Source organism: Streptomyces sp. NPDC006193 (genome assembly GCF_040613915.1).
GTDB lineage: Bacteria > Actinomycetota > Actinomycetes > Streptomycetales > Streptomycetaceae > Streptomyces.
Genome location: NZ_JBEXTB010000003.1, coordinates 163,352 through 189,976, shown reverse-complemented (window position 1 = coordinate 189,976; position 26,625 = coordinate 163,352). Strand labels below are relative to the sequence as shown.

26 protein-coding genes and 1 riboswitch are annotated in these 26,625 nt (G+C 71.9%); of the genes, 12 read left to right on the top strand and 14 right to left on the bottom strand.

The genetic code is table 11. The features are described 5' to 3' along the window. Positions 1-17 precede the first annotated feature (17 nt). Complete coding sequence (gene cyc1, locus ABZ261_RS04660; protein ID WP_356855235.1) at positions 18-1,103, top strand: epi-isozizaene synthase; 1,086 nt, start codon at positions 18-20, stop codon at positions 1,101-1,103. Then, positions 1,100-2,470, top strand: coding sequence for a cytochrome P450 (locus ABZ261_RS04655; RefSeq protein ID WP_356855233.1), 1,371 nt, complete (start codon positions 1,100-1,102; stop codon positions 2,468-2,470). Before cyc1 ends, ABZ261_RS04655 begins: the two co-directional genes overlap by 4 nt. 22 nt (positions 2,471-2,492) lie before the next feature. Here ABZ261_RS04655 and ABZ261_RS04650 read toward each other — a convergent pair whose 3' ends face one another. Continuing rightward, positions 2,493-3,455 carry a helix-turn-helix domain-containing protein gene (locus ABZ261_RS04650; protein WP_356855231.1) on the bottom strand — a complete coding sequence of 321 codons (963 nt, stop codon included), beginning with the start codon at positions 3,453-3,455 and terminating at the stop codon, positions 2,493-2,495. Positions 3,456-3,548: 93 nt separating this feature from the next. Between ABZ261_RS04650 and ABZ261_RS04645 the strand changes: the two genes are divergently transcribed. Together ABZ261_RS04645 and ABZ261_RS04640 are read left to right on the top strand one after the other, a co-directional pair. Further along, positions 3,549-3,755 (top strand): hypothetical protein, encoded by a 207-nt coding sequence (locus ABZ261_RS04645; protein ID WP_356855229.1) that lies wholly within the window; start codon positions 3,549-3,551, stop codon positions 3,753-3,755. 67 nt (positions 3,756-3,822) lie between these two features. Continuing rightward, positions 3,823-4,608 (top strand): hypothetical protein, encoded by a 786-nt coding sequence (locus ABZ261_RS04640; RefSeq protein ID WP_356855227.1) that lies wholly within the window; start codon positions 3,823-3,825, stop codon positions 4,606-4,608. Between the two features lie 6 nt (positions 4,609-4,614). On the opposite strand, the gene ABZ261_RS04635 is transcribed toward ABZ261_RS04640, so the two are convergent. The 6 genes from ABZ261_RS04635 to nagB form a co-directional block, all read right to left on the bottom strand. Further along, complete coding sequence (locus ABZ261_RS04635; protein WP_356855225.1) at positions 4,615-5,628, bottom strand: ribonucleotide-diphosphate reductase subunit beta; 1,014 nt, start codon at positions 5,626-5,628, stop codon at positions 4,615-4,617. Continuing rightward, complete coding sequence (locus tag ABZ261_RS04630) at positions 5,628-7,997, bottom strand: ribonucleoside-diphosphate reductase subunit alpha (RefSeq protein WP_356855223.1); 2,370 nt, start codon at positions 7,995-7,997, stop codon at positions 5,628-5,630. The genes ABZ261_RS04635 and ABZ261_RS04630 overlap by 1 nt, the downstream gene beginning before the upstream one ends. A gap of 145 nt (positions 7,998-8,142) precedes the next feature. Beyond that, a riboswitch (cobalamin riboswitch) is annotated at positions 8,143-8,220 on the bottom strand. Positions 8,221-8,388: 168 nt separating this feature from the next. Beyond that, on the bottom strand, positions 8,389-10,017 hold the full coding sequence (gene mctP, locus ABZ261_RS04625; RefSeq protein ID WP_356855221.1) for a monocarboxylate uptake permease MctP: 1,629 nt from the start codon (positions 10,015-10,017) through the stop codon (positions 8,389-8,391). Beyond that, on the bottom strand, positions 10,014-10,286 hold the full coding sequence (locus ABZ261_RS04620) for a DUF3311 domain-containing protein (protein WP_356855219.1): 273 nt from the start codon (positions 10,284-10,286) through the stop codon (positions 10,014-10,016). The genes mctP and ABZ261_RS04620 overlap by 4 nt, the downstream gene beginning before the upstream one ends. A gap of 173 nt (positions 10,287-10,459) precedes the next feature. Next, entirely contained in the window at positions 10,460-11,224 is a 765-nt protein-coding gene (locus ABZ261_RS04615) for a GntR family transcriptional regulator (RefSeq protein ID WP_356855217.1), read from the bottom strand. 165 nt (positions 11,225-11,389) lie between these two features. After that, on the bottom strand, positions 11,390-12,175 hold the full coding sequence (gene nagB / locus ABZ261_RS04610) for a glucosamine-6-phosphate deaminase (RefSeq protein ID WP_356855215.1): 786 nt from the start codon (positions 12,173-12,175) through the stop codon (positions 11,390-11,392). Positions 12,176-12,319: 144 nt separating this feature from the next. On the opposite strand from nagB, the gene ABZ261_RS04605 reads away from it, so the two are divergent. Next, complete coding sequence (locus ABZ261_RS04605) at positions 12,320-12,949, top strand: TetR/AcrR family transcriptional regulator (protein WP_356855213.1); 630 nt, start codon at positions 12,320-12,322, stop codon at positions 12,947-12,949. Between the two features lie 326 nt (positions 12,950-13,275). Next, positions 13,276-14,745, top strand: coding sequence for a PAS domain-containing sensor histidine kinase (locus tag ABZ261_RS04600; protein WP_356855559.1), 1,470 nt, complete (start codon positions 13,276-13,278; stop codon positions 14,743-14,745). A 162-nt stretch (positions 14,746-14,907) separates the two neighbouring features. Here ABZ261_RS04600 and ABZ261_RS04595 read toward each other — a convergent pair whose 3' ends face one another. Next, entirely contained in the window at positions 14,908-15,165 is a 258-nt protein-coding gene (locus tag ABZ261_RS04595; RefSeq protein WP_003992873.1) for a WhiB family transcriptional regulator, read from the bottom strand. 323 nt (positions 15,166-15,488) lie between these two features. Further along, on the bottom strand, positions 15,489-16,457 hold the full coding sequence (locus ABZ261_RS04590; protein ID WP_356855211.1) for a diacylglycerol kinase family protein: 969 nt from the start codon (positions 16,455-16,457) through the stop codon (positions 15,489-15,491). 149 nt (positions 16,458-16,606) lie between these two features. Between ABZ261_RS04590 and ABZ261_RS04585 the strand changes: the two genes are divergently transcribed. Next, positions 16,607-17,065 (top strand): hypothetical protein, encoded by a 459-nt coding sequence (locus ABZ261_RS04585; protein ID WP_356855209.1) that lies wholly within the window; start codon positions 16,607-16,609, stop codon positions 17,063-17,065. Positions 17,066-17,136: 71 nt separating this feature from the next. Here ABZ261_RS04585 and ABZ261_RS04580 read toward each other — a convergent pair whose 3' ends face one another. The 3 genes from ABZ261_RS04580 to ABZ261_RS04570 form a co-directional block, all read right to left on the bottom strand. After that, the gene (locus ABZ261_RS04580; RefSeq protein WP_356855207.1) at positions 17,137-18,270 is read right to left on the bottom strand and encodes an RNA polymerase sigma factor SigF; all 1,134 of its coding nucleotides are present in this window, start codon (positions 18,268-18,270) and stop codon (positions 17,137-17,139) included. Then, entirely contained in the window at positions 18,267-18,683 is a 417-nt protein-coding gene (locus ABZ261_RS04575; protein WP_009190566.1) for an anti-sigma regulatory factor, read from the bottom strand. Before ABZ261_RS04575 ends, ABZ261_RS04580 begins: the two co-directional genes overlap by 4 nt. Before the next feature lie 290 nt (positions 18,684-18,973). Further along, entirely contained in the window at positions 18,974-19,234 is a 261-nt protein-coding gene (locus ABZ261_RS04570; protein ID WP_356855205.1) for a UBP-type zinc finger domain-containing protein, read from the bottom strand. A 62-nt stretch (positions 19,235-19,296) separates the two neighbouring features. On the opposite strand from ABZ261_RS04570, the gene ABZ261_RS04565 reads away from it, so the two are divergent. Beyond that, positions 19,297-20,880 (top strand): Na+/H+ antiporter, encoded by a 1,584-nt coding sequence (locus tag ABZ261_RS04565; protein ID WP_356855203.1) that lies wholly within the window; start codon positions 19,297-19,299, stop codon positions 20,878-20,880. A 7-nt stretch (positions 20,881-20,887) separates the two neighbouring features. Here the strand turns inward: ABZ261_RS04565 and ABZ261_RS04560 are convergent, their stop codons facing one another. Then, on the bottom strand, positions 20,888-21,766 hold the full coding sequence (locus ABZ261_RS04560; protein WP_356855557.1) for a pyridoxal-phosphate dependent enzyme: 879 nt from the start codon (positions 21,764-21,766) through the stop codon (positions 20,888-20,890). A 199-nt stretch (positions 21,767-21,965) separates the two neighbouring features. Next, positions 21,966-22,559: an N-acetylmuramoyl-L-alanine amidase gene (locus tag ABZ261_RS04555; RefSeq protein ID WP_356855201.1), complete on the bottom strand. Its 594-nt coding sequence runs from the start codon at positions 22,557-22,559 to the stop codon at positions 21,966-21,968. A 298-nt stretch (positions 22,560-22,857) separates the two neighbouring features. Between ABZ261_RS04555 and ABZ261_RS04550 the strand changes: the two genes are divergently transcribed. The 4 genes from ABZ261_RS04550 (at position 22,858) to ABZ261_RS04535 (ending at position 26,454) form a co-directional block, all read left to right on the top strand. Continuing rightward, on the top strand, positions 22,858-24,264 hold the full coding sequence (locus tag ABZ261_RS04550) for a family 2B encapsulin nanocompartment shell protein (RefSeq protein ID WP_356855200.1): 1,407 nt from the start codon (positions 22,858-22,860) through the stop codon (positions 24,262-24,264). 112 nt (positions 24,265-24,376) lie between these two features. Beyond that, complete coding sequence (locus tag ABZ261_RS04545; RefSeq protein ID WP_356855198.1) at positions 24,377-25,531, top strand: family 2 encapsulin nanocompartment cargo protein polyprenyl transferase; 1,155 nt, start codon at positions 24,377-24,379, stop codon at positions 25,529-25,531. Positions 25,532-25,864: 333 nt separating this feature from the next. Next, positions 25,865-26,089 (top strand): hypothetical protein, encoded by a 225-nt coding sequence (locus ABZ261_RS04540; protein WP_356855197.1) that lies wholly within the window; start codon positions 25,865-25,867, stop codon positions 26,087-26,089. Positions 26,090-26,121: 32 nt separating this feature from the next. After that, positions 26,122-26,454 carry a DUF952 domain-containing protein gene (locus ABZ261_RS04535; protein WP_356855195.1) on the top strand — a complete coding sequence of 111 codons (333 nt, stop codon included), beginning with the start codon at positions 26,122-26,124 and terminating at the stop codon, positions 26,452-26,454. Positions 26,455-26,625: the final 171 nt, after the last annotated feature.

The window sequence follows — 26,625 nt, the reverse complement described above, 5'->3', positions numbered from 1 at the left end:
CTGAGAGGGGTTTGTTCGTGCAAGCTTTCCCACACAGCACCACAGCGACGCCGACGGCGGTCGTAGTCCCACCCTCACTGGCACTCCCGGTGATCGAGTCGGCCTTTCCCCGGCGCCTGCACCCGTATTGGCCACGGCTCCAGGAGAGGACGCGGCTCTGGCTCCTGGAAAAGCGGCTCATGCCGGCGGACAAAGTGGAGGCATATGCCGACGGACTGTGCTACACGGACCTCATGGCGGGCTACTACACGAGCGCCGCCGACGACGTCCTGCAGGCCATAGCGGACTACAGCGCCTGGTTCTTCGTCTGGGACGACCGGCACGACCGCGACATCGTGCACGGCCGGCCGGACGACTGGCGGCGGCTGCGGCAGAGGCTGCACGCGGCCCTCGACGCACCCGGGCGCCATCTGCGCCACCCCGACCCGCTCGTGGCGGGCTTCGCGGACAGCGTGCTGCGGCTGTACGGGTTCCTGTCGCGCACCTGGAACCGGCGGTTCGCCCGGCACTTCCACGCCGTGATCGAGGCATATGACCGCGAGTTCCGCAACCGCACCGAGGGATACATCCCCGGCGTGGAGGAGTATCTCGCCCTGCGCCGCCTCACCTTCGCGCACTGGATATGGACGGATCTCCTCGAACCCGGTGCCGGGTGCGAACTCCCGGACTCCGTGCGCACACACCCGGCCTACCGCCGGGCGGCCCTCCTCAGTCAGGAATTCGCCGCCTGGTACAACGACCTCTGCTCGCTGCCGAAGGAAATAGCGGGCGACGAGGTGCACAATCTCGGAATCAGTCTCATCACCCATGAGGGGATGACCCTCGAAGAGGCCGTGGACGACATCAGGCGGCGCGTCGAAGAATGCATCCGCGAATTCCCCGACGCCGAGCGGAAAGCCCTGCGATTGGCCGACGGCCTCGACGACGGAACGGTCCGCGGCAAGGAACTCGGCGCCGCCGTCCGGACCTGTGTCGGCGCCATGCGCAACTGGTTCAGCTCCGTCTACTGGTTCCACCACGAGTCCGGCCGGTACACGGTCGACACCTGGGACGACCGGTCCACGCCCCCGTACGTCACGAACGAAGCGGCAGGTGAGAAATGACCGTCGAGTCGGTCAGGCCCGCGAACCCGGACAGCGCCGGACTGCGCGAACCGCCCCTGGCCCGGGGCGCCGTGCCGGTCCTCGGGCACGGGCTGAAACTGGTGCGCGACCCGCTGGCCTTCATGTCCGCGCTGCGCGACCACGGCGACGTCGTGCGCCTGCGGCTCGGCCCCAAGACGGTGTACGCCGTCACCACGCCGGAGCTGACCGGAGCCCTGGCCCTCGACCCCGGCTTCATCATCGCCGGCCCGCTGTGGGAGTCCCTCGAGGGCCTGCTCGGCAAGGAGGGCGTGGCCACCGCCAACGGCCCCCGCCACCGCCGCCAGCGGCGCACGATCCAGCCGGCGTTCCGGCTCGACGCGATACCGGCCTACGGCCCGGTCATGGAGGAGGAGGCCCACGGGCTCACCGAGCGCTTCAAGCCCGGCGGGACCGTCGACTGCACCTCGGAGTCCTTCCGGGTCGCCGTCCGCATCGCCGCCCGCTGCCTGCTGCGCGGCGACTGCATGGACGAGCGCGCGGAACGGCTCAGCGCCGACCTCGCCACCGTCTTCCGCGGTATGTACCGCAGGATGGTGGTGCCGCTCGGGCCGCTCTACCGGCTGCCGTTCCCGGCCAACCGCGAATTCAACCGGGCGCTGGCCGATTTGCATCTGCTGGTGGACGAGATCGTTGCGGAGCGGAGGGCATCTGGTCAAAAGCCGGACGATTTGCTGACGGCATTGCTGGAGGCGAAGGACGACAATGGCGAGCCCATCGGGGAACAGGAGATCCACGATCAGGTCGTCGCGATCCTCACCCCCGGAAGCGAAACGGTCGCCTCCACGATCATGTGGCTGTTGCAGGTGCTCGCCGAACATCCGGAACACGCCGAGAAGGTACGGGCCGAGGTCGAATCCGTGACCGGCGGCCGGCCCGTCGGATTCGAGCACGTGCGCACGCTCCGGCACACCAACAATGTCGTCGTCGAGGCCATGCGGCTCCGGCCCGCCGTATGGATTCTCACGCGCCGCGCCGTCACCGACACGGAACTCGGCGGCTATCGCATCCCGGCCGGGGCGGACGTCGTCTACAGCCCCTACGCCATCCAGCGCGACGCCCGCTCCTACGCCCGCCACCTCGACTTCGACCCCGACCGCTGGCTGCCCGAGCGGGCCAAGCAGGTGCCGAAGCACGCCATGAGCCCGTTCAGCGTGGGCAACCGCAAGTGCCCCAGCGACCACTTCTCCATGGCCCAGCTGACCCTGATCACCGCGGCGATCTCGGTGAAGTACCGCTTGGAGCAGGTCAGCGGGTCCGACGACAGCACCCGGGTGGGCATCACGCTCCGCCCGCAGGACCTGCGCCTGCGGGCGGTGCCCTGGTAGGCCGCCCGGTACCGGCGCGTGCTCAGGCGGCCTGCGGGCCCCGGAACGCGCGCCGGTAGGCGTGCGGCGTCGTGCCCAGCGCGCGGACGAACTGGTGGCGCAGCGCGGCGGCCGTGCCGAACCCGGCGCGCCGGGCGACGACGTCCGTCGTCTCGTCCGTCCGCTCCAGCAGCTCCTGCGCCAGCAGCACCCGCTGGCGCAGGATCCACCGGTAGGGGGTCGTCCCCGTCTCCTGCTGGAAGCGCCGGGCGAAGGTGCGCGGCGCCATGTGGGCGCGGGCGGCGAGCTGCTCGACGGTCACCTCCTGGTCGAGGTGCGCCTCCATCCACGCCAGCACCTCGCCGACCGTGTCGCAGGGCGCCTCGGGCAGCGGGCGCTCGATGAACTGCGCCTGCCCGCCGTCCCGGTGCGGCGGCACCACCATCCTGCGGGCGATCTTGTTGGCCACCTCCGGGCCCTGTTCCTTGCGCACCAGGTGCAGGCAGGCGTCGATCCCCGCGGCGGTGCCGGCGGAGGTGATGACCGGGTCCTCGTCCACGTACAGCACGTCCGGCTCGACCCGGAGCCGGGGGTAGCGCCGGGCGAGCTGCTCGGCGTGGTGCCAGTGCACCGTGCACCGCCGGCCGTCCAGCAGCCCCGCCGCCGCCAGCACGAACACCCCGGAGCAGACGCTGAGCACGCGCGCGCCGCGCGCCACGGCCCGGCGCAGCGCCGCCAGCAGCTCCGGCGGGTACGCGCGCTCCGCATAGGAAGCGCCGGCCGGCACGGCGATCAGATCGGCCTCCTCCAGCCGCTCCAGACCGTACGGCGTGGACACGGTGAACCCGCAGTGGGTGCCGAGCGAGGGCCCCTCCGCCGAGACCACGGCGAAGTCGTACACGGGCAGGCCGTCGTCGCTGCGGTCGATGCCGAACACCTCGCACACGACGCCCAGTTCGAAGGGGTGCACCCCGTCCAGCAGCACGGCGGCCACGTTCTTCAGCATGCTGCCAGTGTGCCTCATCGGTGGCAGTAATTCGAGGGTCTACGGCAGTCCTGCCACTCCCGGTAAGGAGCATCCAGCGAGACAGTGGTGTACATGAACGGAAACCAGATCGAAGGCCTGATCGGAATGCTCACCACCCTCGGGATCCTGGTCCTCCTGGCCCTCCCGTCCGTGCTCGGCGTCGTGCGCGACCGCCGCATCGACCGGCAGCTCAGGCAGGCGCGGCGGACGCGAGCGGCCGGGGCCGGGGCGGAGCCCGAGTCCCCCAGGAGGCGCCACGGCGCCGCCCGCCCCGCCTGACGAGGACCGCGCGCCGGCCCCGTCCGCCCGCTGTGTACTCTCCCCCCACACGACAAGGGGAGGGATCATGCGAGGCAGAACGGCCGGAAGGGCCTGGGCCCTGACGGGCGGGGCGGCAGCCCTTGCGCTGCTGACCGCGACCGGCGCCCACGCCGAGGGGCGCGGCGACATCCGCGTGGTGAAGACCGTCGTCGACGGGGGCGGCAACGTGATCGTCGGGACGTCGAAGAAGATCACGTTCCCGATCGCCCTCACCGTCAAGGACGACTCCGGGGTCAAGGGGGTGAGCGACGCCGACACCTATGACACGGCGCACGGCTGGGGCTTCTTCGAGCGGACCGGCACCTCGTGCGCCAGGAAGTCGCACACCACGTCGGTGTGCACGGTCACGATGACCGTCGACCCGTCCTGGATCCGCGACAGCGACGACATGGACAGCAACAAGCTGGCCGGTGTCTGGCAGGTCGACGCCACCGTCAAGGCGAACGACGGCGACTACTGGATCTCCGACCGCATCGCCGAGTACAAGGTCAAGCGGGCTTCGCGGCTCACCGCGGACGCCGCGCCGGAGCCGGTCGCCAAGGGCGCCGGGCTGACCGTCACCGGCAGGCTGACCCGGGCGGACTGGGAGGACCTGCGGTACCACGGCTTCACCGGGCAGGAGGTGAAGCTCCAGTTCAAGGCGGACGGCGCCGCCGGGTACCGCACGGTGAGGACCGTGCGGACGGGCGACGCCGGGAAGCTGCGGGCCAAGGTCACCGCCACCGCGGCGGGCAGCTGGCGCTGGTACTTCCCCGGCACGACGACGACCGCGCGGGTCGTGTCGGCCGGGGACCCGGTGAAACTCCGGTGAGGACGGTCAGAAGTCCTCGTCCAGGTCGACGGTGCCCTCCACCGCGACCTGGTAAGCCGACGGGCGGCGCTCGAAGAAGTTCGTCAGCTCCTGGACGCCCTGGAGCTCCATGAAGGAGAACGGGTTCTCCGAGCCGTACACCGGGGCGAAGCCGAGACGCGTGAGGCGCTGGTCGGCGACGCACTCCAGGTACTGCCGCATCGAGTCGGTGTTCATGCCCGGCAGGCCGTCCCCGCACAGGTCGCGCGCGAACTGCAGCTCGGCCTCGACGGCCTCCCGGAGCATGTCGGTGACCTGCTGCTGCAGCGCGTCGTCGAACAGCTCCGGCTCCTCCTTGCGGACGGTGTCGACGACGTCGAAGGCGAAGGACATGTGCATGGTCTCGTCGCGGAAGACCCAGTTGGTCCCGGTGGCCAGGCCGTGCAGCAGACCGCGGCTGCGGAACCAGTAGACGTAGGCGAACGCGCCGTAGAAGAACAGTCCCTCGATGCAGGCGGCGAAGCAGATGAGGTTGAGCAGGAAGCGGCGGCGATCCGCCCTGGTCTCCAGCCGCTCGATCTTCTCGACCTCGTCGATCCACTTGAAGCAGAACTCGGCCTTCTCCCGGATGGAGGGGATGTTCTCCACCGCGGCGAAGGCGGCGGCGCGGTCGTCCGGGTCGGGCAGGTAGGTGTCCAGCAGCGTCAGATAGAACTGGACGTGGACGGCCTCCTCGAACAGCTGCCGGCTCAGGTACAGGCGCGCCTCGGGGGAGTTGATGTGCTTGTACAGCGTCAGCACCAGGTTGTTGGCGACGATCGAGTCGCCCGTCGCGAAGAAGGCGACCAGCCGGCCGATGAGGTGCTGCTCCTCGGGCGTGAGCCGGGCGAGGTCGGCGACGTCCGAGTGGAGGTCCACCTCCTCCACCGTCCAGGTGTTCTTGATGGCGTCCCGGTAGCGCTCGTAGAAGTCCGGGTAGCGCATCGGGCGCAGGGTCAGCTCGAAACCCGGGTCGAGAAGATGGGCGTTACGACGGGACATCACTGGCAGGCCTCGCAGGACTCGGGGTTCTCAAGGGAGCAGGCGACCGCGTCGGGGTCGGCGGCCTGCTGCACGGGTACGGTCGTCCGCGCCTGCGCCTGGGCGGCGCGGGCGATGCGCGTCGCGGGGCGCGAGCGCAGGTAGTACGTCGTCTTCAGCCCGGACTTCCAGGCGTAGGCGTACATCGAGGAGAGCTTGCCGATGGTCGGCGTCTCCATGAACAGGTTCAGCGACTGCGCCTGGTCCAGGAACGGGGTGCGGGCCGCCGCCATGTCGATCAGGCCGCGCTGGGGGATCTCCCAGGCCGTGCGGTACAGCCGGCGCAGGTCCTCGGGGATCCAGGCGAAGTCCTGCACGGAGCCGCCGGAGTCGCGCAGGGCCTCGCGGGTGCGGGCGTCCCACACGCCCAGCTCCTTCAGGTCCTGCACGAGGTAGGAGTTGACCTGGAGGAACTCACCGGACAGCGTCTCGCGTTTGAACAGGTTGGACACCTGCGGCTCGATGCACTCGTAGACACCCGCGATGGACGCGATGGTGGCCGTCGGCGCGATCGCGAGGAGCAGCGAGTTGCGCATCCCCGTATCCGCGATGCGCCGGCGCAGCGCGTCCCACCGCTCCGGCCAGGTGAGCTCGACGTCGTAGTGGTCGGGGTGCAGGACACCGCGGGCGGTGCGGGTCCGCTCCCAGGCCGGCAGGGGCCCGTTGCGCTCGGCCAGGTCGGCGGAGGCCTCGTAGGCGGCGAGCATGATCCGCTCGGCGATGCGCGTGGACAGGGCCTTCGCCTCCGGGGAGTCGAAGGGCAGGCGCAGCTGGAAGAAGACGTCCTGCAGGCCCATCGCGCCGAGCCCGACCGGGCGCCACTTGGCGTTGGACCGGCCGGCCTGCTCGGTCGGGTAGTAGTTGATGTCCACGACGCGGTCCAGGAAGGTGACGGCCGTGCGGACGGTCTCGTCCAGCCGCTCCCAGTCGATGTCCCCGGCCGCCCGGTCGACGAAGGCGCCGAGGTTGACCGAGCCGAGGTTGCAGACGGCCGTCTCGCCGTCGTCGGTGACCTCGAGGATCTCCGTGCAGAGGTTGGAGGAGTGGATGACGCTGCCGGGCTCGGCGGTCTGGTTGGCGGTGCGGTTGGCGGCGTCCTTGAAGGTCATCCAGCCGTTGCCGGTCTGCGCGAGGGTGCGCATCATCCGGCCGTACAGCTCCCGCGCCGCGACGGTCTTGCGTGCCAGCCCGGCGGCCTCGGCCCTGCGGTAGGCGGCGTCGAACTCCTCGCCCCACAGGTCGACCAGTTCCGGCACGTCGGCGGGGGAGAACAGCGACCACTGCCCGTCGGCCTCGACCCGGCGCATGAACTCGTCCGGGATCCAGTGCGCGAGGTTGAGGTTGTGCGTGCGGCGGGCGTCCTCGCCGGTGTTGTCGCGCAGCTCCAGGAACTCCTCGATGTCCGAGTGCCAGGTCTCCAGGTAGACCGCCGCCGCGCCCTTGCGCCGGCCGCCCTGGTTGACCGCGGCCACCGAGGCGTCCAGGGTCTTCAGGAACGGCACGATGCCGTTGGAGTGGCCGTTGGTGCCCCGGATCAGCGAACCGCGCGAGCGGACGCGGGAGTACGACAGGCCGATGCCGCCGGCGTGCTTCGACAGCCGGGCGACCTGGTGGTAGCGGTCGTAGATGGAGTCCAGCTCGTCCAGCGGGGAGTCGAGCAGGTAGCAGGACGACATCTGCGGGTGCCGCGTGCCGGAGTTGAACAGGGTGGGGGAGGAGGGCAGGTAGTCCAGGCGGCTCATCAGCCGGTACAGCGCCGCCACCTCGTCCACGGAGCGGGCGGTGTCGTCCTCGGCCAGACCGCTCGCCACCCGCAGCATGAAGTGCTGGGGCGTCTCGACGACCTTGCGGGTGATCGGGTGGCGCAGCAGGTAGCGGCTGTGCAGGGTGCGCAGGCCGAAGTACTCGAACCGGTCGTCGGCGGCGCCGTCGATCAGCGCGTCGAGCCGTTCGGCGTGCAGCCGGACGAACTGGGCGGTGCGGTCGGCGATGAGGCCCTCGCGGTGGCCGGCCGCGACGGACTCGGTGAAGGACGTCACGCCCTGCGAGGCGGCCTCGTCGCGGATGGCCAGGGTCAGCAGGCGGGCGGCCAGCTTCGAGTAGGCGGGGTCCTCGGAGATGAGGCCGGCGGCGGCTTCCGTGGCCAGCCCCCGCAGCTCCGCCTCGCCGGCCCGCGCGGACCGGCCGCGCAGCGCGGCGGCGGCCACCCGGCCCGGGTCGGCGTCCGGCAGGTCGGCGGTCAGCTCGGTCAGGGTCCGCAGCAGCGCGGCGCCGGGACCGTCGGTCTCCGGCTCGCTGACTGCGGCCGGGTCGGCTGGCGCGATGGTCACGTGGGGCTCTCCCTCGCTCGGCACGGGGCCCGGCGGAGGGCAGGGGGCAGCCACGAGCGCGCGCACGCGTCGCGTCCACCGGCCCATTCCGCGAGGCCCGGACGTCACAGGCACCCGGACCGGACGGCCGGGTGCGCTGTCAGCAGGTCCTCGGACTGGACGGGCGTGCGGACGCACGCGGGCACACCGTTGCGGGACAGTTCCGGATTCGCACCGGATTCCCCTGCGGTGACAGCGAGCATGAGCATACATCTGGTGCCGGACTGTCGTGTCACCCCCAGATGTTGTGTCGCCGCGGTTCCGCGGGGGCGACGCGTGCCGGCCGCGGCCCCCGGCCCGGGTACGCCGACGGGCCGCCGGAAGGTGCTCCGGCGGCCCGTCGGGAGGGTCCTCAGTGAGCGGCGCCCGCGGTCGCGGGCGGCAGTTCCGCCTGGACGCCCGGGTCGCCCACGTCGGCCGTGTAGTCGTCCGGGCGGGTCTCGTCGACGCCCTCCGGGGCCTTCGCGGCCTTCAGGACGAAGGTCAGGACCACGGTCACCAGGACGTTCAGCACGAACGCGGTGAGGCCGATGTAGCCGATCTCACCGATGCCGGGGATCTCCTCGGCGTTGCCGCCGAAGTGCTTCTGCGTCGGCGAGGCGATGCCGTAGGCGGCAACCGTGCCGTACACCATGCCGGCCGCCCAGCCGGCCAGCAGCGCCCAGCGGTGGAACCAGCGGGTGAACAGGCCGCCGACCAGGGCCGGGAAGGTCTGCAGGATCCAGATGCCGCCCAGCAGCTGGAAGTTGATGGCGACCGTCTTGTCCATGGTGAGGACGAAGATCAGCGCGCCCACCTTCACCAGCAGCGACACGATCTTGGAGACCCGGGTCTCCTGCGCTGCCGTGGCGTCCGGCTTGATGAAGTCCTTGTAGATGTTGCGGGTGAAGAGGTTGGCCGCCGCGATGGACATGATCGCCGCCGGGACCAGTGCGCCGATGCCGATCGCCGCGAAGGCCACGCCCGCGAACCAGTCCGGGAACATGTCCTCGAACAGCTGCGGGATGGCCAGCTGCCCGTTGGTGACCTTCACCCCGGCCGCGATCGCCATGAAGCCCAGCAGCGCCAGCAGGCCCAGCATGAGGGAGTACAGCGGCAGGATCGTGGTGTTGCGGCGGATCACCTCACGGCTGCGGGACGACAGGGTCGCGGTGATCGAGTGCGGGTACATGAACAGGGCCAGCGCCGAGCCCAGGGCCAGGGTGGCGTAGGTCCACTGGTTCGCCTCACCCGGCACGAGCGCGCCGCGCGGCTTCCCGGTGGCCGGGTTGACCTGGCTGAAGGCGTCACCGGCCTTGGCGAAGACGTCGTCGAACCCGCCCAGCTCGACCGGGATGTAGATGATGGCCACCGCGATGACGATGTAGATCAGCGTGTCCTTGACGAACGCGATCAGCGCGGGGGCGCGCAGGCCGGAGGAGTAGGTGTAGGCCGCCAGCACACCGAAGGCGATCAGCAGCGGCAGGTCCTTCACGAACCAGTTGGTGTTCTCGCCGCCGCCGACGCCCATCACGTCCAGCACCGCCTGGATGCCCACCAGCTGGAGCGCGATGTACGGCATGGTCGCCAGGATGCCGGTCAGCGCCACGGCCAGCGACAGGCCCCGCGAACCGAACCGGCCGCGCACGAAGTCGCTGGTGGTCACGTACCCGTGGCGGTGCGAGACCGACCACAGGCGGGGCAGGAAGGTGAAGATCAGCGGGTACACCAGGATCGTGTACGGCACCGCGAAGAAGCCGGCCGCGCCCGCCGCGTAGATCGCCGCCGGCACGGCGACGAAGGTGTAGGCCGTGTACAGGTCGCCGCCGAGCAGGAACCAGGTGATCCAGGTGCCGAACGACCGGCCGCCCAGGCCCCACTCGTCCAGCGAGTGCTCGTTCTCGGCCCTGCGCCAGCGGGCGGCCAGGAAGCCGATGACCGTGACGGCCAGGAAGAAGAAGATGAAGACGCCGAGCGCGACGCCGTTGACACCGTCCTTCACTTCGCCGCCTCCTCGGTGCGGGCGGCCGCGGTCTCGCGGGCGCGCTGGTCACGCTGCCACAGCCGGTACGCGAGCATGGTGAGCGCGGTGGAGATCAGCACCCAGAGCATCTGGTACCAGTAGAAGAACGGAATCCCGATGAGCGCGGGGTCGGTGTCGGCGTACGAGCCGACCCAGAGCATCGCCACGAAGGGCGCGACCAGGCACAGGGCGATGACCACCCTGGCCGGTGTCACCACCGGTGGCCTCATTTCAGGCGTTTCGGACATGCCACGGCTCCGTCCCCTCGCTGATCACCTGTAATGCGCAGGCAATGTAGGTGACACCGTCGTCGCAGCGGAAGACCTCGTCCGCATATCGGTATCCCGATTCGGTGAACGTGCCCGGCCCGGCCCGGGCCGGGCACAGGCGCCCGGCGCCCGCTCCCGGGCGCCCCGGACCCCTACTCGGCGGGCCGCTTCAGCCGTGCCACGAACTTGTACCGGTCCCCGCGGTACACCGAGCGCACCCACTCCACCGGCTTGCCCTCGCGGTCCAGGGAGTGCCGGGAGAGCATCAGCATCGGCAGGCCCACGTCGGTGCCGAGCAGGCCGGCCTCGCGCGGGGTGGCCAGGGAGGTCTCGATGGTCTCCTCGGCCTCGGCGAGGTGCACGCCGTAGACCTCGGCGAGCGCGGTGTACAGGGACGTGTACTTCACCAGCGACCGCCGCAGGGCCGGGAAGCGCTTGGCCGACAGGTGGGTCGTCTCGATCGCCATCGGCTCGCCGTTGGCCATGCGCAGCCGCTCGATGCGCAGCACACGGCCGCCGGCGGTGATGTCGAGCAGTCCGGCGAGCCGCTCGTCGGCGGTGACGTACCCGACGTCGAGCAGCTGGGAGGTCGGCTCCAGGCCCTGGGCCCGCATGTCCTCGGTGTAGGAGGTGAGCTGGAGCGCCTGGGAGACCTTGGGCTTCGCCACGAAGGTGCCCTTGCCCTGGATGCGTTCGAGCCGGCCCTCCACGACCAGTTCCTGCAGGGCCTGGCGGACCGTGGTGCGGGAGGTGTCGAACTCGGCCGCCAGCGTGCGCTCGGGCGGGACGGGGGTGCCCGGCGCCTGCGTCTCCGTCATGTCGAGCAGGTGCTTCTTCAGGCGGTAGTACTTGGGCACACGGGCGGTACGTACGGTCGTGCCGGCCTCGTTCTCCGCACTGCTGACGTCGGTGCTCATGCTTTGCCTTCCCGGCTCCGGATGCCGAAGCGGCCGACACCCCGTCGGCCACGGCTCACATCGTGGCACGGGTTCCCGTGTCGCAACTCCACCCGCACGCTCCGTGATCTCCCTGTATACCGCCGCCCCCGAGGTTGGTCTAGGCCAGCCGGGAGCGGGCCCGGACTAGATCCCCTGCCACTCCGGCTTGTCGGCGTAGGTGTGCCGGAAGTAGTCCGCCAGCTTCAGCTTGGACGCGGCCGCCTCGTCCACCACCACCGTGGCGTGCGGGTGCAGCTGGAGCGCGGAGGCCGGGCAGACCGCCGCGACGGGTCCCTCGACGGTCGCGGCGACCGCGTCCGCCTTGCCCTCGCCGGTGGCCAGCAGCACCAGGTGCCGGGCCTCCAGGATCGTGCCGATGCCCTGGGTGATGACGTGGTGCGGGACCTGCTCGACGTCGCCGTCGAAGAAGCGGGCGTTGTCGATCCGGGTCTGCTCGGTCAGGGTCTTGATCCGGGTGCGCGAGGCGAGCGAGGAGCACGGCTCGTTGAACCCGATGTGCCCGTCGGTGCCGATGCCGAGGAGCTGCAGGTCCACCCCGCCGGCCGCGGCGAGCGCGCGGTCGTACGCCTCGCACGCCGCCTGGACGTCCTCGGCGGTGCCGTCCGGCCCGAGGAACGCGTCCATGCCTATGCCGAGCGGCTGGAGCACCTCGCGGCGCAGCACCGAGCGGTACGACTCGGGGTGGTCGGCGGGCAGCCCCACGTACTCGTCGAGCTGCGCGATCCGTGCCCGTGAGGCGTCCACGGCGCCGGTCCGCACCTTGGCGGCCAGCGCCCGGTAGACGGGCAGCGGGGTGGAGCCGGTGGCCACCCCGAGCAGGGCGTCCGGCTTGCGCCGCAGCAGCCGGGCCATGGCCTCGGCGATCAGCTCGCCGCCCGTCGCGGCGTCCGGAACGATGACAACTTCCACGCTGGGCCTGCCGTTCTGGAGAGGGCTCTGTGCGTCTCTATGTGGTTTAGACCAATCTAGCAGAACGGGTGTTCCCCGACCCAGCCGCGAGGGCGCCGGAAGACGGGCGCCGGCTTTCTCTAGGGGGCGCTATAGAATGACCTCATGGCGACGGACCGGGGCACGGGGACGCGGGACGGCACGGGCAGGGCCCGCGGGCGCCCGCGTTCCTTCGACCGGGCCGCCGCGCTGGAGAAGGCCCTGATGGCCTTCTGGCGCCACGGGTACGAGGCCACCTCGGTCTCCGACCTCACCCGGGTCATGGGCATCGGCGCCCCCAGCCTCTACGCCGCCTTCGGCGACAAGCGCACCCTGTTCGACGAGGTCGTCCGGGTCTACGGCGACACCTACGGCGCCTTCACCGACCGCGCCCTCGCCGAGGAGCCGACGGCCCGCACCGGCGTCGCCCGCATGCTGCGCGAGGCCGCGGCCGAGTACACCGACCCGGCCCATCCCTACGGCTGCCTGATCGTGCACGCCGCCACCAACTGCACCAGCCCCGAGGTGCAGGTGCTGCTGCGCGAGCGGCGCAACGCGGCCATCGCCGCCCTCGAGACGCGGATCCGCGCGGACGTCGCGGCGGGGCTGCTGCCGGCCGGCACCGACGCCGCGGCCCTCGCCCGCCACACCGGCGCGATGATCCAGGGCATGTCGCAGCAGGCCCGCGACGGCGCGAGCCGGAAGGACCTGGAAGCGATCGCGGAAATCGCCCTGGCCGTCTGGCCCCACGAGTGACCCCGGCGGGCTAGGCTGCGTGGCATCGCGTGCCGGCGTCCGCGAAGCGCACCGCCAACCCCATGGACACGCTCTCGTGGTCTAGTCCACAATCAACAGAAGAAGCCTCCGTCTTCCCCGCACAGGAGGACGGACCGAGGAACCGGAGCTCTCTGCCCTGACTGCCCCGGCTCCTCGACCTTCGGCCGACCGGGACCGCACACCCCACGGCCGATGATGCTCCGGGCTGCGGTGCCGGGAGGGTTGAGGGTCCCTTCCAGGCGCCGCGGCCCGCGGGTGTTTTCAGCCACCCGCCGGGCCGCGGGTACGCTCGCAACGTGCCCTCCATGAACGAACTCGTACGCCAGCACACCGCCCTCGGCGACTCCGATCTCGAGTGGCTGCACCTGCTGGTCTCGGAGTGGCAGCTGCTCTCCGACCTGTCCTTCGCCGACCTGGTCCTGTGGGTCCCCACCCAGGACGGCACCCGGTACGTCTCGGTCGCCCAGATGCGCCCCAACACGGGCCCGACCTCCTACCAGGACGACATGGTCGGCCACCTGGTCCCGCGCGGCCGGCGGCCCATGCTGGACGCGGCGCTGGACGAGGGCCGGATCGTGCGCGAGGGCGACCCGGAGTGGCGCGAAGAGGTCCCGGTGCGGGTCGAGTCCATCCCCGTGCGGCGGGAGGGCCGCGTCCTCGGGGTGATCGCCCGCAACACCAATCTGCTCACCGTCCGCACCCCCAGCCGGCTGGAGCTGACCTACCTGCAGAGCGCCTCCGACCTCGCCCAGATGATCGCGGCCGGCTCCTTCCCCTTCCCCGACCAGCAGGTCGACATGGACGCCTCGCCCCGCGTCGGCGACGGCCTGATCCGCCTGGACGCGGACGGCATCGTGCAGTACGCCTCCCCGAACGCCCTCTCCGCCTATCACCGCCTCGGCCTCGCCGCCGACCTGGTCGGCCACCACCTCGGCCGCACCACCGCCGAACTCGCCCCGACCCGGGGCCCGGTGGACGAGGCGCTCGCCAAGGTGGCCAGCGGCTGGGCGCCCCGCGAGTTCGAGATCGAGGCCAACGACGGGGTCATCCAGTTCCGGGCCATCCCGCTCAAGCCCAAGGGCACCCGCATCGGTTCGCTGGTGCTGCTCCGCGACGTCACGGAACTGCGGCGGCGCGAACGCGAGTTGATCACCAAGGACGCGACCATCCGGGAGATCCACCACCGGGTGAAGAACAACCTCCAGACCGTCGCGGCGCTGCTGCGGCTCCAGGCCCGGCGCATCGACTCCGAGCGCGGCCGGGAGGCGCTGGAGGAGGCGGTCCGCAGGGTCGGCTCCATCGCGATCGTGCACGAGACGCTGTCCCAGAACCTCGACGAGCGGGTGGAGTTCGACGACATCGCCGACCGGGTGCTCGCGATGGTCGCCGAGATCTCGCCCGGCAAGGTGACCGGCCGGCGCAGCGGGCGGTTCGGCGTGCTCGACGCCGAGGTCGCCACCCCGCTGTCCATGGTGCTCACCGAGATCCTGCAGAACGCCCTGGAGCACGGCTTCCGCGAGGGCGACACCGGCACGGTCGAGGTCGCCGCGGTGCGCGGCGGCACCACGAAGGAGGCCCGCCTCCTCGTGACCGTCCAGGACGACGGCGTCGGCCTGCCCGCGGGCTTCGACCCGCGCACCTCGGGCAACCTCGGCCTGCAGATCGTGCGGACCCTGGTGGAGGGGGAGCTGGGCGGCTCCTTCGACATGGTCCCGGGACCGGAGCGGGGCACCAGGGTGATCCTGGACATCCCGGTGCCGCGGGCCCAGAAGTAGGACCGGCCGACGACAGCAATGAGCCCCGGACCACTGGGTGGTCCGGGGCTAAAGCTCGAAGCTATGCGCATCGGGGGATACTGCGCGCTGCGGCTCGGGGGCGGGAGATGCGTACGTGCTGTGCGCGCCGCCAAGCTCAGGCTGTCAGCAGGGGTGGGTGTGTCAGGCGGAGGCCTGACGGGCCCGGTTGCGGGCGGCGCGGCGCTTCATCGCGCGGCGCTCGTCCTCGCTGAGACCACCCCAGACGCCGGAGTCCTGGCCGGACTCGAGCGCCCACTGCAGACACTGCTCGATCACCGGGCAGCGACGGCAGACGGCCTTGGCTTCCTCGATCTGCAGCAGCGCAGGACCGGTGTTGCCGATGGGGAAGAAGAGCTCGGGGTCTTCCTCGCGGCAAACGGCGTTGTGACGCCAGTCCATGGCTGCTACCTCTCCTTGGTATTACGTGCGTATTGCTTGTGAATGTGAACGCTTTCACGAATCCCTCAACAAGTGAAGGGCCGACTGCCGAGTCTTCACCCGGCGTGGTCCTGGTGGTTTGATGAGGGGTTCCGGTGATCAGTGGAGGCCGGTGTTGCGGGCCGTCCCGATCGCCACGTAGAGACTCGCAAACCTCGGCTGCGGATACAACCCCTTCCGGGAAGTTTTTTTTGATTCCTCGGTGTCGACTAGGTCACAGCCGTACTTCCATGGGGTGGATCCTGGCCTAAACGTTCGAGTGAAAGGACTTTTGCCCCTTCCGCTCACACAATCACACGCAGTGCACGGCGTACGCCTGTGAACGTCACGCTCGTACGCAGCCCCAGGTGGTCACCGTCCATCTGAAGGGGCAGGGGAACCTTCGAATGCAAGGTGAACCGGTCCAGATCGTGCAGCGAGACGGCGTGCTTGCCCTGGGGTCCGCGCTCGGGGGACGAAGTGAGCAACTGGGTGCCATACCGGGCGACCGCGGCCGTCGACAGACGGCTGAGACCCAGCACGTCGATGCCGAGATCGAACGAGGCCTTGGGTGACGTGTACATCGGGCGGTTGCCGAGATACGTCCACGGGGACGTGTTCGAGACTATCGCGACGACCAGGTCCTCGATCGGGTCGGCGCCCGGCCGCTCCAGCGTGATCGTGCCGTGCCGGCGGTTCGGCTCGCCGAGGAACTGCCGGACCACCTGGCGGACGTAGAGCGCGTGCGTCGACCTCTTCCCGCGCTCGCGCTGCTGCTCGACCCGCCCCACCACGCCCGCGTCGAACCCGAGCCCGGCGTTGAAGGTGAACCAGCGGGCCGGCACCGACTCGTCCTCGGTGCCCGGCGTGCCCGAGGTGAGTCCGAGGCCCACGACCCGCTCGCTGCCCTCGCGCAGCGCGTCCAGCAGCGCGCCGGTGGCCTCCACCGGGTCGTTGGGCAGCCCCAGGGCCCGGGCGAAGACGTTCGTGGAGCCGCCGGGGACGACGGCCAGGCCGGGCAGCCGCTCCGGATCGGGGCCCGCGTGCAGGAGGCCGTTGACCACCTCGTTGACCGTGCCGTCGCCGCCGAGCGCCACCACCAGGTCGATGTCGTCGCTCTCCGCCGCCTGCCGGGCGAGGTCGCGGGCATGGCCGCGGTACTCGGTGGTGACCGCCTCCAGCTTCATCTCGCTCGCCAGCGCGTGGATCAGTACGTCCCGTCTGCGTGCGCTTGTGGTGGTTGCCGCCGGGTTGACCACGAGAAGTGCACGCATGCATGGCAGCGTACCTACTGGGGGGTATCCGGCCCAGACCGAGGTGGGGATCCGGTGAGAGACGGTGGGAATACGGTGAGAGACCGGAGCGCGGGCCCGGCGGAGCGGGCCGCGGCCGACCGCTCGGCCGGGAGGGCTACCCTGCTGGAGTGAGCAGTCAGCCGAACCCCGCCCCGGACACCGCCGCAGCCGCCGCGACCGCGCAGCCCCGCCCGCGCCGGCTGACGTACGCGGCGGCGCTGACCGCGCTGGAGGGGGCCGCCCTGGTGGTCGGCGGCCTGTGGGTGCTCGTGCTCGGGCTCACCGGTGAACCGGACGGCCGGCAGCAGGCCGTCACGCTCGGGATCACCCTGGCCGTGCTCGCGCTGCTGCCGCTGCTCGCCGCGCGCGGTCTGCTGCTGCGGCGCAGCTGGAGCCGGGGCCCCGCCGTGATCACGCAGCTCATGGCGCTTCCCGTGGCCTACAGCCTGCTCCAGGCCGACAGCATGGCCGTCCCGGCCGGTATCGCCCTCGCGGTGGTCGCCGTGGCGACGCTGGTGCTCGTGGTCAACGGCGAGACGACCCGGGCCCTCGGGATCAGGGGACCGGGCCGCAGCGAGCAGCGCTGACTCCGCTGACTCCTCGACCGGTGCTGAAGCCTCGGCCGATGCTCACCTGGACCGGAGCTCCCTTGGGGCGCTCACTCCTCGACGAGGAGCTTCTCCCTGAGCTGCGCCAGGGTGCGGGCCAGCAGCCGGGAGACGTGCATCTGGGAGATGCCGACCTCCTGCGCGATCTGCGACTGGGTCATGTTCCCGAAGAAGCGCAGCAGCAGGATGCGCTTCTCGCGCGGCGGCAGGTCCTCCAGCAGCGGCTTGAGGGACTCCCGGTACTCCACGCCCTCCAGCGCCTCGTCCTCGGCGCCCAGGGTGTCGGCGACCGCCGGGGACTCGTCGTCGGTGTCGGGGACGTCCAGGGACAGCGTCGAGTAGGCGTTCGCCGACTCCAGGCCCTCCAGGACCTCCTCCTCGGAGATCGCGAGCCTCTCGGCCAGCTCGTGCACCGTGGGGGAGCGGCCGTGCAGCTGGGACAGCTCGGCCGTCGCGGTGGTCAGCGACAGGCGCAGCTCCTGCAGCCGGCGCGGCACCCGGACCGCCCAGCCCTTGTCGCGGAAGTGCCGCTTGATCTCGCCGACGACGGTCGGGGTGGCGTAGGTGGAGAACTCCACGCCGCGCTCCGGGTCGAACCGGTCCACGGACTTGATCAGCCCGATCGTGGCGACCTGGGTGAGGTCGTCCAGCGGCTCGCCGCGGTTGCGGAACCGGCGCGCCAGGTGCTCGACGAGCGGCAGGTGCATGCGGACCAGCTTGTTGCGCAGCTCCGCGTACTCCGGGCTGCCCGCGTCCAGCTTGCGCAGCTCGACGAACATCGCCCGCGCCCCGCTGCGGTCCTGGGGCGTGTGGGCTGCGGCCTGCACGGCCTCCGCGACCGGCGCGTCGTCGTCGGCGTATCGCTCGTGCTCGCTCATCGTCCCGCCCGTCGCCCTTCCACGCGCCCCCGCCCCCGCGCGGACGGCGGACCCGGCACCGCCGCCGGCCCCGGGCGGCGCGCCCTGTGCGGCACCGTCGCCGCCGGCCGGCGCGGAGTCGTCCTCCGGGTGCGGCCTGGCCTGCTCGGGGATGCCGTCGATGCCGTCCGCCATGCGCCGGGAACCGTCCCGCGGGGTCTCCCCGCAGGTCCCGGCTCTACCCGTCCAGGGGGCGCCCCCGTCCCCGGCCGGCAGCTCCCGTGTGCCGCGCTCTTCGTCCCGCACCGGACCTTCCCCGTTCCTCACGCCGGGCCGGGGCCCGCGCCGCGCTGTTTGTAGAGGCTGATCGACACCGTCTTGTCCTCGTCCACGGCGGACGAGACCTTGCCCGCGAGGGCCGACAGCACGGTCCAGGCGAACGTGTCCCGCGAGGGGGCGTGGCCGTCCGTCGTCGGCGCCGACACCGTGACCTCCAGCGAGTCGTCGACGAGCCGGAAGACGCAGCTGAGCACCGAACCGGGGACGGCTTGCTGGAGCAGGATCGCGCAGGCCTCGTCCACGGCGATGCGCAGGTCCTCGATCTCGTCCAGGGTGAAGTCCAAGCGGGCCGCCAGACCGGCCGTGGCCGTCCGCAGCACCGACAGGTAGGCACCCGCAGCCGGCAGCCGGACTTCCACGAAGTCCTGGTTCGCCGCGGGCTCGCCTGCGATCTGGGACACCCTCACCTCCATGGTGGTACAAGACTTACGGGGCCGGGGTCGCCCCCGGGGGTAACGCGTACGTGGTTCAAGCGGTGACGCTATCGCGCTCCGGACATTCCTGTCCCGGGACCCCAACCCCCTGGCGTCACTCACAGTAAAGCTGTGGATACGCTCCGTGTCTAGAGGGTCTGCGGGCCCAAATGGGAGAGCGTGCGCCGGATTGACGTACCCAGACGTCAGACGCTCGAACCGTCGTGCTGTCACCGCCCCCAGCAGTGTCACACGAGAACGCGGTGGAAGGAGAACACTCAGACGAGCACGTGGTCCACGAAGCACCACCGCCAGTCCTCACCGGGCTCGAAGGTCCGCATCACCGGATGACCGGTCCGCCCGTGGTGCTCCGTCGCGTGCCGCCCCGGCGAGGAGTCGCAGCAGCCGACGTGGCCGCAGGTGAGGCACAGCCGCAGCTGCACCGGGTGCGTGCCGTCCCGCCGGCACTCCGGGCAGGTCTCGTCCAGCGGCTCCGGTTCCGGGTGCGGCAGCGCGTCGGCGTGCGTGCACTGTTTCATGATTGCCAGATTACGTCGGGCGTGCGGGTGAGCGCGCGGAAGAAAAAGGGTGGGCGAGAACCATGGACGTGATGCCCCTGCTGTTGCTGGTGGCGGGCAGCGCCGCGGTGGCCGCGGCGGCCCGGCGCACTCCCGCGCCGGCGCCCCTGCTGCTGGTCGCGGCCGGGCTTGCGGTGTCCTACGTCCCCGGGGTGCCGTCCTACACCCTGGACCCGCACATCGTCCTGCCGCTGCTGCTGCCCCCGCTGCTGTACACCTCGGCCGGGGACAGCTCCTACCTGGACCTGCGGGCGCAAGTGCGGCCGGTGGCGCTGCTCTCGGTGGGCTACGTCCTCTTCGCGACGATCGTCGTCGGCTGGGCCGCCCATCTGATCGTCCCCGGGCTGTCGCTGCCCGCCGCCCTGGTGCTGGGCGCCGTGGTGGCCCCACCGGACGCGGTGGCCGCCACGGCGGTCGCCCGCCGGGTCGGCCTGCCCTCCCGGATCACCACCGTCCTGCAGGGCGAGTCCCTGCTGAACGACGCCACCGCGATCACCGCCTACAAGGTGGCGCTCGGCGCGGCCGTCGGCGCCGGGGCCACCTGGGCGGGCGGGATCGGCGAGTTCGTGCTCGCCGCGGTCGGCGGCGTCGGGATCGGCCTCGTCCTCATGGCGCCCCTGCACTGGCTGCGGACGCATCTGACCGAACCCCTGCTGCAGAACACCCTCTCCCTGCTGATCCCGTTCGTCGCCTACGGGGTCGCCGAGCAGGCGCACGCCTCCGGAGTGCTCGCCGTCGTGGTCGTCGCCCTGTACCTGGGCCACCGCGCGTGGGAGGTCGACTTCGCCACCCGGCTCCAGGAGGAGGCGGTGTGGAAGATGGTCGCCTTCGTGCTGGAGTCCGCGGTGTTCGCCCTGATCGGCCTGCAACTGCCGATCGTCCTCAAACGCCTCGGGGAGTACGAGGGCGCCTCCGCCGTCTGGTACGCCGCGGCCGTCTTCCTGGTCGTGGTCGTGGCCCGGTTCGTCTGGGTCTATCCGGCCACCTTCCTGCCCCGGATGCTGTCGGCGCGGATCAGGGCACGCGAGGCGAACCCCACCTGGCGGGGCGCGATGGTCACCTCGTGGGCCGGCATGCGCGGGGTGGTCTCCCTGGCCATCGCCTTCGCCATCCCGCCGACCATGGCCGACGGCCCCCGCAACCTGGTCCTCTTCCTGACCTTCACCACCGTCATCGGCACCCTGGTCGTCCAGGGCGTCACCCTGCCCCCGCTGATCCGGCTGCTGAGGTTCCCCGGCCGCGACCGGCAGGCCGAGACCCTCGCCGAGGCCAACGCCCAGGCCCAGGCCTCGCGGGCCGCCGAGAGCCGCCTCGACGAACTCCTCTCCGACGAGCGCAACACCCTGCCGCCGCCGCTCGCCGACCGGCTGCGCGCCGTCCTGGAGCGCCGCCGCAACGCCGTGTGGGAACGGCTCGGCCAGGTCAACCCGGTCACCGGCGAGTCCGTGGACGACACCTACCGCCGGCTGTCCCGCGAGATGATCGGCGCGGAACGCGAGGTCTTCGTCAGGCTCCGCGACCACCGCCACATCGACGACGAGATGCTCCGCGCCCTGCTCAGACGCCTCGACCTGGAGGAGGCGGCGGCCTACCGGGAGGCCGGTTAGCGCGGGCTCACGGAAAGGGCCTTCCCGTGACCACGGCGGCGACCGTCGTCCCGCGATCGAAGGCGCCCTCCTCCGCGAGGGCCACGAGGGCGTACAGCAATTTGGCGACATAGAGACGTTCCACGGCCAGTCCGTGCCGCTGCTCGAAGTCCTGTGCGAACGCCTCGAGGTCCGGTGTCGTACGGGCGTAACCGCCGCAGTGGAAGCGGTCGTCCAGCGACCAGTCGCCGCAGCGGGCGCCGAAGGCGCGTTCCTGCAGGGCCTGGACGCCGCCGTCCAGGAAGCCCCCCTTCAGGACCGGGATGCCGAGCGCGCGCCGGCCGGCCGGCAGCCCGGCGGCCAGGCCGGCCAGGGTCCCGCCGGTGCCGCAGGCGACCGCGACGACGTCCGCGTGCTCGCTCAGTTCCTCGCCGAGAGCGCGGCAGCCGCGCACCGCCTCCGTGTTGCTGCCGCCCTCGGGGACGACGTACGCCCCCTCGGCGCCGGCCGCGCGCAGGATCGCGGCCAGGACGCCGGGCTCGGACTTGTGCCGGTACGTGGTCCGGTCGGTGAAGTGCAGGCGCATGCCGTCGGCCGCGCACCGGGCCAGGGACGGGTTGAGCGGGCGGCCGGCCAGTTCCTCGCCGCGCACCACGCCGACCGTGGGGAAGCCGAGGAGGCGGCCTGCGGCGGCGGTGGCCCGCAGGTGGTTGGAGTAGGCCCCGCCGAAGGTGACCAGGGGGCGGCCCCCCGCCGCCGCGATGTTCGGCACCAGCTTGCGCCACTTGTTGCCGATCAGCTCCGGGTGGATGAGGTCGTCCCGCTTCAGCAGCAGACGCAGCCCTCGGCGGGCGAAGCGGTCGTCCGGCACCTCCTGGAGGGGGGACGGAAGGCGGGGGGCGAGCATGTCCGGGCCGGTCACGGCTTCATTGTCGCCCGGCGCGGAGGCTGCGCGGGCAGCTGCCGCCGGCCCGCGGCGAGGGCGGCGCCCCGAGCGCGGCCCGCCCCTGTGCGCACCCGCGCCCCGGACGGGCGGCCCGCGCTCGCGCGGTGCTGCCGGGTCGGCCGCGGCGCCGGACCCGGAGGACGGCCGCGCCCCCGTGCCGCTACCCCTTCAGCCGTGCCCGCACCCGCTCCCTGAGCCACGCCATCGTGAAGCCACGCGGGTCCACCTTGCCCGGTTGCCACTCCAGGTGCCCGATGACCGACCGCTCCGTCCAGCCGTGGTGGCGGCACACCGCGGCGGCGACCCGTTCGATCGCGTCCAGCTGCTCCGGCGGCCACGGATCCTTCCCGTCGCCCATGTTCTCGCACTCGAAGCCGTAGAAGTGCCGGTTGCCGTCGGTGTTCGCCTCGTTGTCCGGCGGCAGCCCCTTCTCGGCGATCACCGCGCGCAGCACCTCGTCGTCGCCGAGCCCGGCGTGGTTGGCGCGGCCGTAGCCGACCAGGTGGACCGTGCCGTCCTTGGTGATCACGCCGTGGCACAGCGGACCGGGGAGCTCGGCGTAGCCGTCGCGGCACATCTCCACGGTCTGCGCACTGCCCCGGGTCACCGTGTGGTGGATCATCACGCCGTGGACCGGGCCCCAGGGCCCCTTGTGATTGCGGTTGTGGTGCTGCCAGTCGCCGACCTCGACGACCGTGGCGCCCTCCGCCCGCAACGCGTCCAGAAACCGTCTCGCCGACATGGGTGGGGCCATGACCGACTCCTTCGCGCCGTGCCCGACCGGCCGCCGGACGCGGCCGATTCGTCCTGCTTGCTTGTACCGAGGACGGACGTGCCCGGACACATCCTTCGCACACTGTGCGAGCCGATCCGGACACCCGGCACGCCCGGCGGGGCGCGACGCGAATCCCTCTTTGTGCCCAGTAGTGCGATGATCCATTCCCGCTCTTTCGGGTAATGGCATGCGCACACTGTGTGATGGAAGGCTCGGGCCCGAGACCGGTGCCCGGTGCGAGTTCGGGCGCCGGGCATACATGGGAGGGCATTTCCTTATGTCGGTAGGCGAAGAGGTCCGCACGGATCAGGGCAGGCCGCAGCAGTCCCTCGGGACGGCGGCCGCGCGGAACCTGGCCACCACCACCAAGTCCGTTCCGCAGATGCAGGAGATCAGTTCCCGCTGGCTGCTGCGCACGCTCCCCTGGGTGGACGTCCAGGGCGGCACGTACCGGGTGAACAGGCGGCTGACGTACGCCGTCGGCGACGGCCGCATCACCTTCGTGAAGACCGGGGACCAGGTGGAGGTCATCCCGGCCGAACTCGGGGAGCTGCCGGCCCTGCGGTCGTACGAGGACGAGGAGGTGCTGACGGAACTGGCCCGGCGCTGCCGTCAGCGCGAGTTCGCCCCGGGCGAGGTGATCGCCGACTTCGGCAACCGCACGGACGCGGTCCACCTGCTCGCCCACGGCCGGGTGGAGAAGATCGGCACGGGCCCGTACGGCGACGACGCCGTCCTCGGAGTCCTCGCCGACGGCGCCTACTTCGGCGACCAGGCACTGCTCGACCCGGACGCCATCTGGGAGTACACGGCCCGCGCGGACACGGCGTGCACGGTGCTGGTCCTCGGCCGGCAGGACTTCGAGCAGGTCGCCGAGCGCTCCGACACCCTCCGGGAGCACCTGGAACGCGTGCGCTCGCTCCCCCGCCAGCGCACCAACAAGTACGGCGAGAAGGAGGTCGAGCTGGCGGCCGGCCACTCCGGCGAGCCCGACATCCCGCACACGTTCGTCGACTACGAGCCCAGGCCGCGCGAGTACGAGCTGAGCATCGCCCAGACCGTGCTGCGCATCCACACGCGCGTGGCCGACCTGTACAACCAGCCGATGAACCAGACCGAGCAGCAGCTGCGGCTCACGGTCGAGGCGCTCAAGGAGCGCCAGGAGCACGAGCTGATCAACAACCCGGAGTTCGGTCTCCTCAGCAACTGCGAGTACGACCAGCGCATCCAGCCGCACGACGGCGTGCCCGGTCCGGACGACATGGACGAGCTGCTCAGCCGCCGTCGGGGCACCAAGCTGTTCCTCGCGCACCCGCGGGCGATCGCCGCGTTCGGACGCGAGCTGAACAAGCGCGGCCTGGTCCCGGAGACCATCGACATCGCCGGCAACCGCATCCCCACGTGGCGCGGTGTGCCGATCTACCCGTGCAACAAGATCCCGATCAGTCAGGCCCGCACGACCTCCGTCATCGCGATGCGCACGGGCGAGGCCGACCAGGGGGTGATCGGCCTGCGGCAGTCCGGCATCCCGGACGAGATCGAGCCGAGCCTGTCGGTGCGGTTCATGGGCATCAACGAGCAGGCCGTCATCAAGTACCTGGTCACGGCCTACTACTCGGCTGCCGTCCTGGTGCCGGACGCCCTGGGCGTGCTGGAGAACGTCGAGATCGGCCGGTGGCGGTGACGGTCGCGCACGCCACGGCCGTGTCCCCGCCCGCCGCCGTGGGTAGGCCCCCGGGGTACGCGTCCGGCCGGGCCGGCGACGCCGGCATCCGCGGACCTGGCGAGGGGGAAGCATGGCCGAGTACATGACCGAGACCCAACGCTGCTCACCCGCTGTGCCCCGTCCCGGCGCAGCGGGGGAGCCACGGCAGCGGACGGCAGGCGCCGCCGGCCCGCCCGACGGGCAGGAGGCGGCGGCGCTGCTGGAGCGCACCCGTGCCCTCGTCGACCCGGAACTGCGCGCGGCCGTCGAGTCGCTGCCCGGCCCCATGCGCCGGGTCGCGCTCTACCACTTCGGCTGGCGGCACGCGGACGGCGCCCCGGCGGCGGGCAACGCGGGCAAGGCGATCCGGCCCGCGCTGGTGCTGGCGGCTGCCGCCGCGCTCGGCGGGCCGGCGGCCCGGGCGGCGGCCGTCCGTGCGGCGGCGGCGGTCGAACTGGTCCACAACTTCACGCTGTTGCACGACGACGTGATGGACCGGGACACCTCCCGCCGGCACCGGCCCACCGCCTGGACCGTGTTCGGTGACACGGACGCGATCCTCGCCGGCGACGCCCTCCTGGCCCTCGCCCTGCGGCTGCTCGCCGAGGACCCGCACCCGGGCGCAGCGCCGGCCGCAGCCCGGCTCGCGGCCTGTGTGGTGGAGCTGTGCGCCGGCCAGCACGCCGACACCGACCTGGAGCGGTGCGCCCCGGACGCGGTCACGCTGGACGAGGTGCTCGCCATGGCGGAGGCCAAGACCGGCGCCCTGCTGGGCTGTGCCTGCGCGCTCGGCGCGCTCTACGCGGGCGCGGGGGAGGGCGAGGTGGCCGCGCTGGACGGCTTCGGCCGCCAGGCGGGGCTGGCCTTCCAGCTGATCGACGACGTCATCGGCATATGGGGGGACCCGCGGCGCACCGGCAAACCGGCCGGAGCGGATCTCGCCGCGCGCAAGAAGTCGCTGCCGGTGGTGGCGGCGCTCACCTCCGGCACCCCGGCCGCGGCCGAACTGGCCGCGCTGTACGGGAAGCCCCACGCGGGGCAGACGCACCCCGGGGAGCCGGACGCCGGTGAGATCGCGCGCGCGGCGCTGCTGGTGGAGCGGGCCGGCGGACGGGACTGGGCGCAGGCGGAGGCGGCCGACCGGATGGCCCGTGCGATGCAGGAACTGGCCCGCGCGGTGCCCGACCCCGAGGCGGCGGGCGGTCTCCTCTCGCTCGCCGAGTTCGTGACCCGGCGCACCAGCTGAGCCCCGGCCGTCCCCGGCGGCCCGGAAGGAACCGGAGTCCTCGGACCCGTGCGGCTCCTGACCCCGCACGACCGTGGGCACTCCGGCCGGGCGGGCCCCGCACCTCCCACAGTGTGCGGGGCCCGCCGCTGCCGTCATGAAAGGAGATCGGCCGGCGCACGCTCACCCACCTGACCTGACCTGCCCTGACCGCGGTCAGGGCATGCCGGTGCTCGCCGCCGGTCCCGCCCCGGCGGAGCCCACCCCGGACTCCGTGCGCACCTCCGGCGACGGCGCACCGGTGCGGACGCACCGCAGGAAGCGCCGAGGCCGCCGCCGCTCTACGCTGAGGACATGGACAGCGACCAACCCGTCTGTCCCCTCTGCGGACAGCCCGTCGAAACCGTCGTCAGGCGGCACAAGACCCTGGGCGCCTGGGTGCCGGTCTGGGGCCCCGGTCCGTGCCGCAACCCGCAATGCCCCGGCCTTGCCGACCCCGGCCCCACCCCCGGCGCCCCGGCCCGGCCGCGCGAGGGCGGGAACCCGTCGGCGACCGGAGCGGAGAACAGCGCCGTCTGAACACCCGCGGCCGAGGCGCGTAGCGTGGCCGCATGCCGAAACTGCCGTACCTCATGCACATCACCGAGCGGTCCGTGTGGGAGGCGGCGCGCGAACACGGCGCCTACGCGATGTCGACCCGGGGCCGCACCCTCCAGGAGGAAGGCTTCATCCACTTCTCCACCCGCGCGCAGCTCCCGCGCGTCGCCGCCTTCCTCTACGGCGACTACGACGGCCCGGACGAGCTGGTCGTCCTGGTCGTGGACCCGGCGCTGGTCGGGGCGCCGGTGAGATACGAGTCCGCCGAGCCGGGCGGGGAGGAGTTCCCGCACGTGTACGGGCCGGTGCCGGTCGAGGCCGTGGTGGCCGTGGAGCCCTGGGGGTGACGCGGCGGGGGGATGCGCGCCGCCGGCTGCTGTGGCGGTGGACGGTGACGGTGTGGGCGGCGGCCTTGGCCGTCGGGGGAGTACTCACCCTCTGCCTCCGCGAAGAGACCGCATCCCGGGGGCCGTACGTCTGGCAGGCGGCTCCTCGCCACCGCCCGGGCCCAGGGGGGC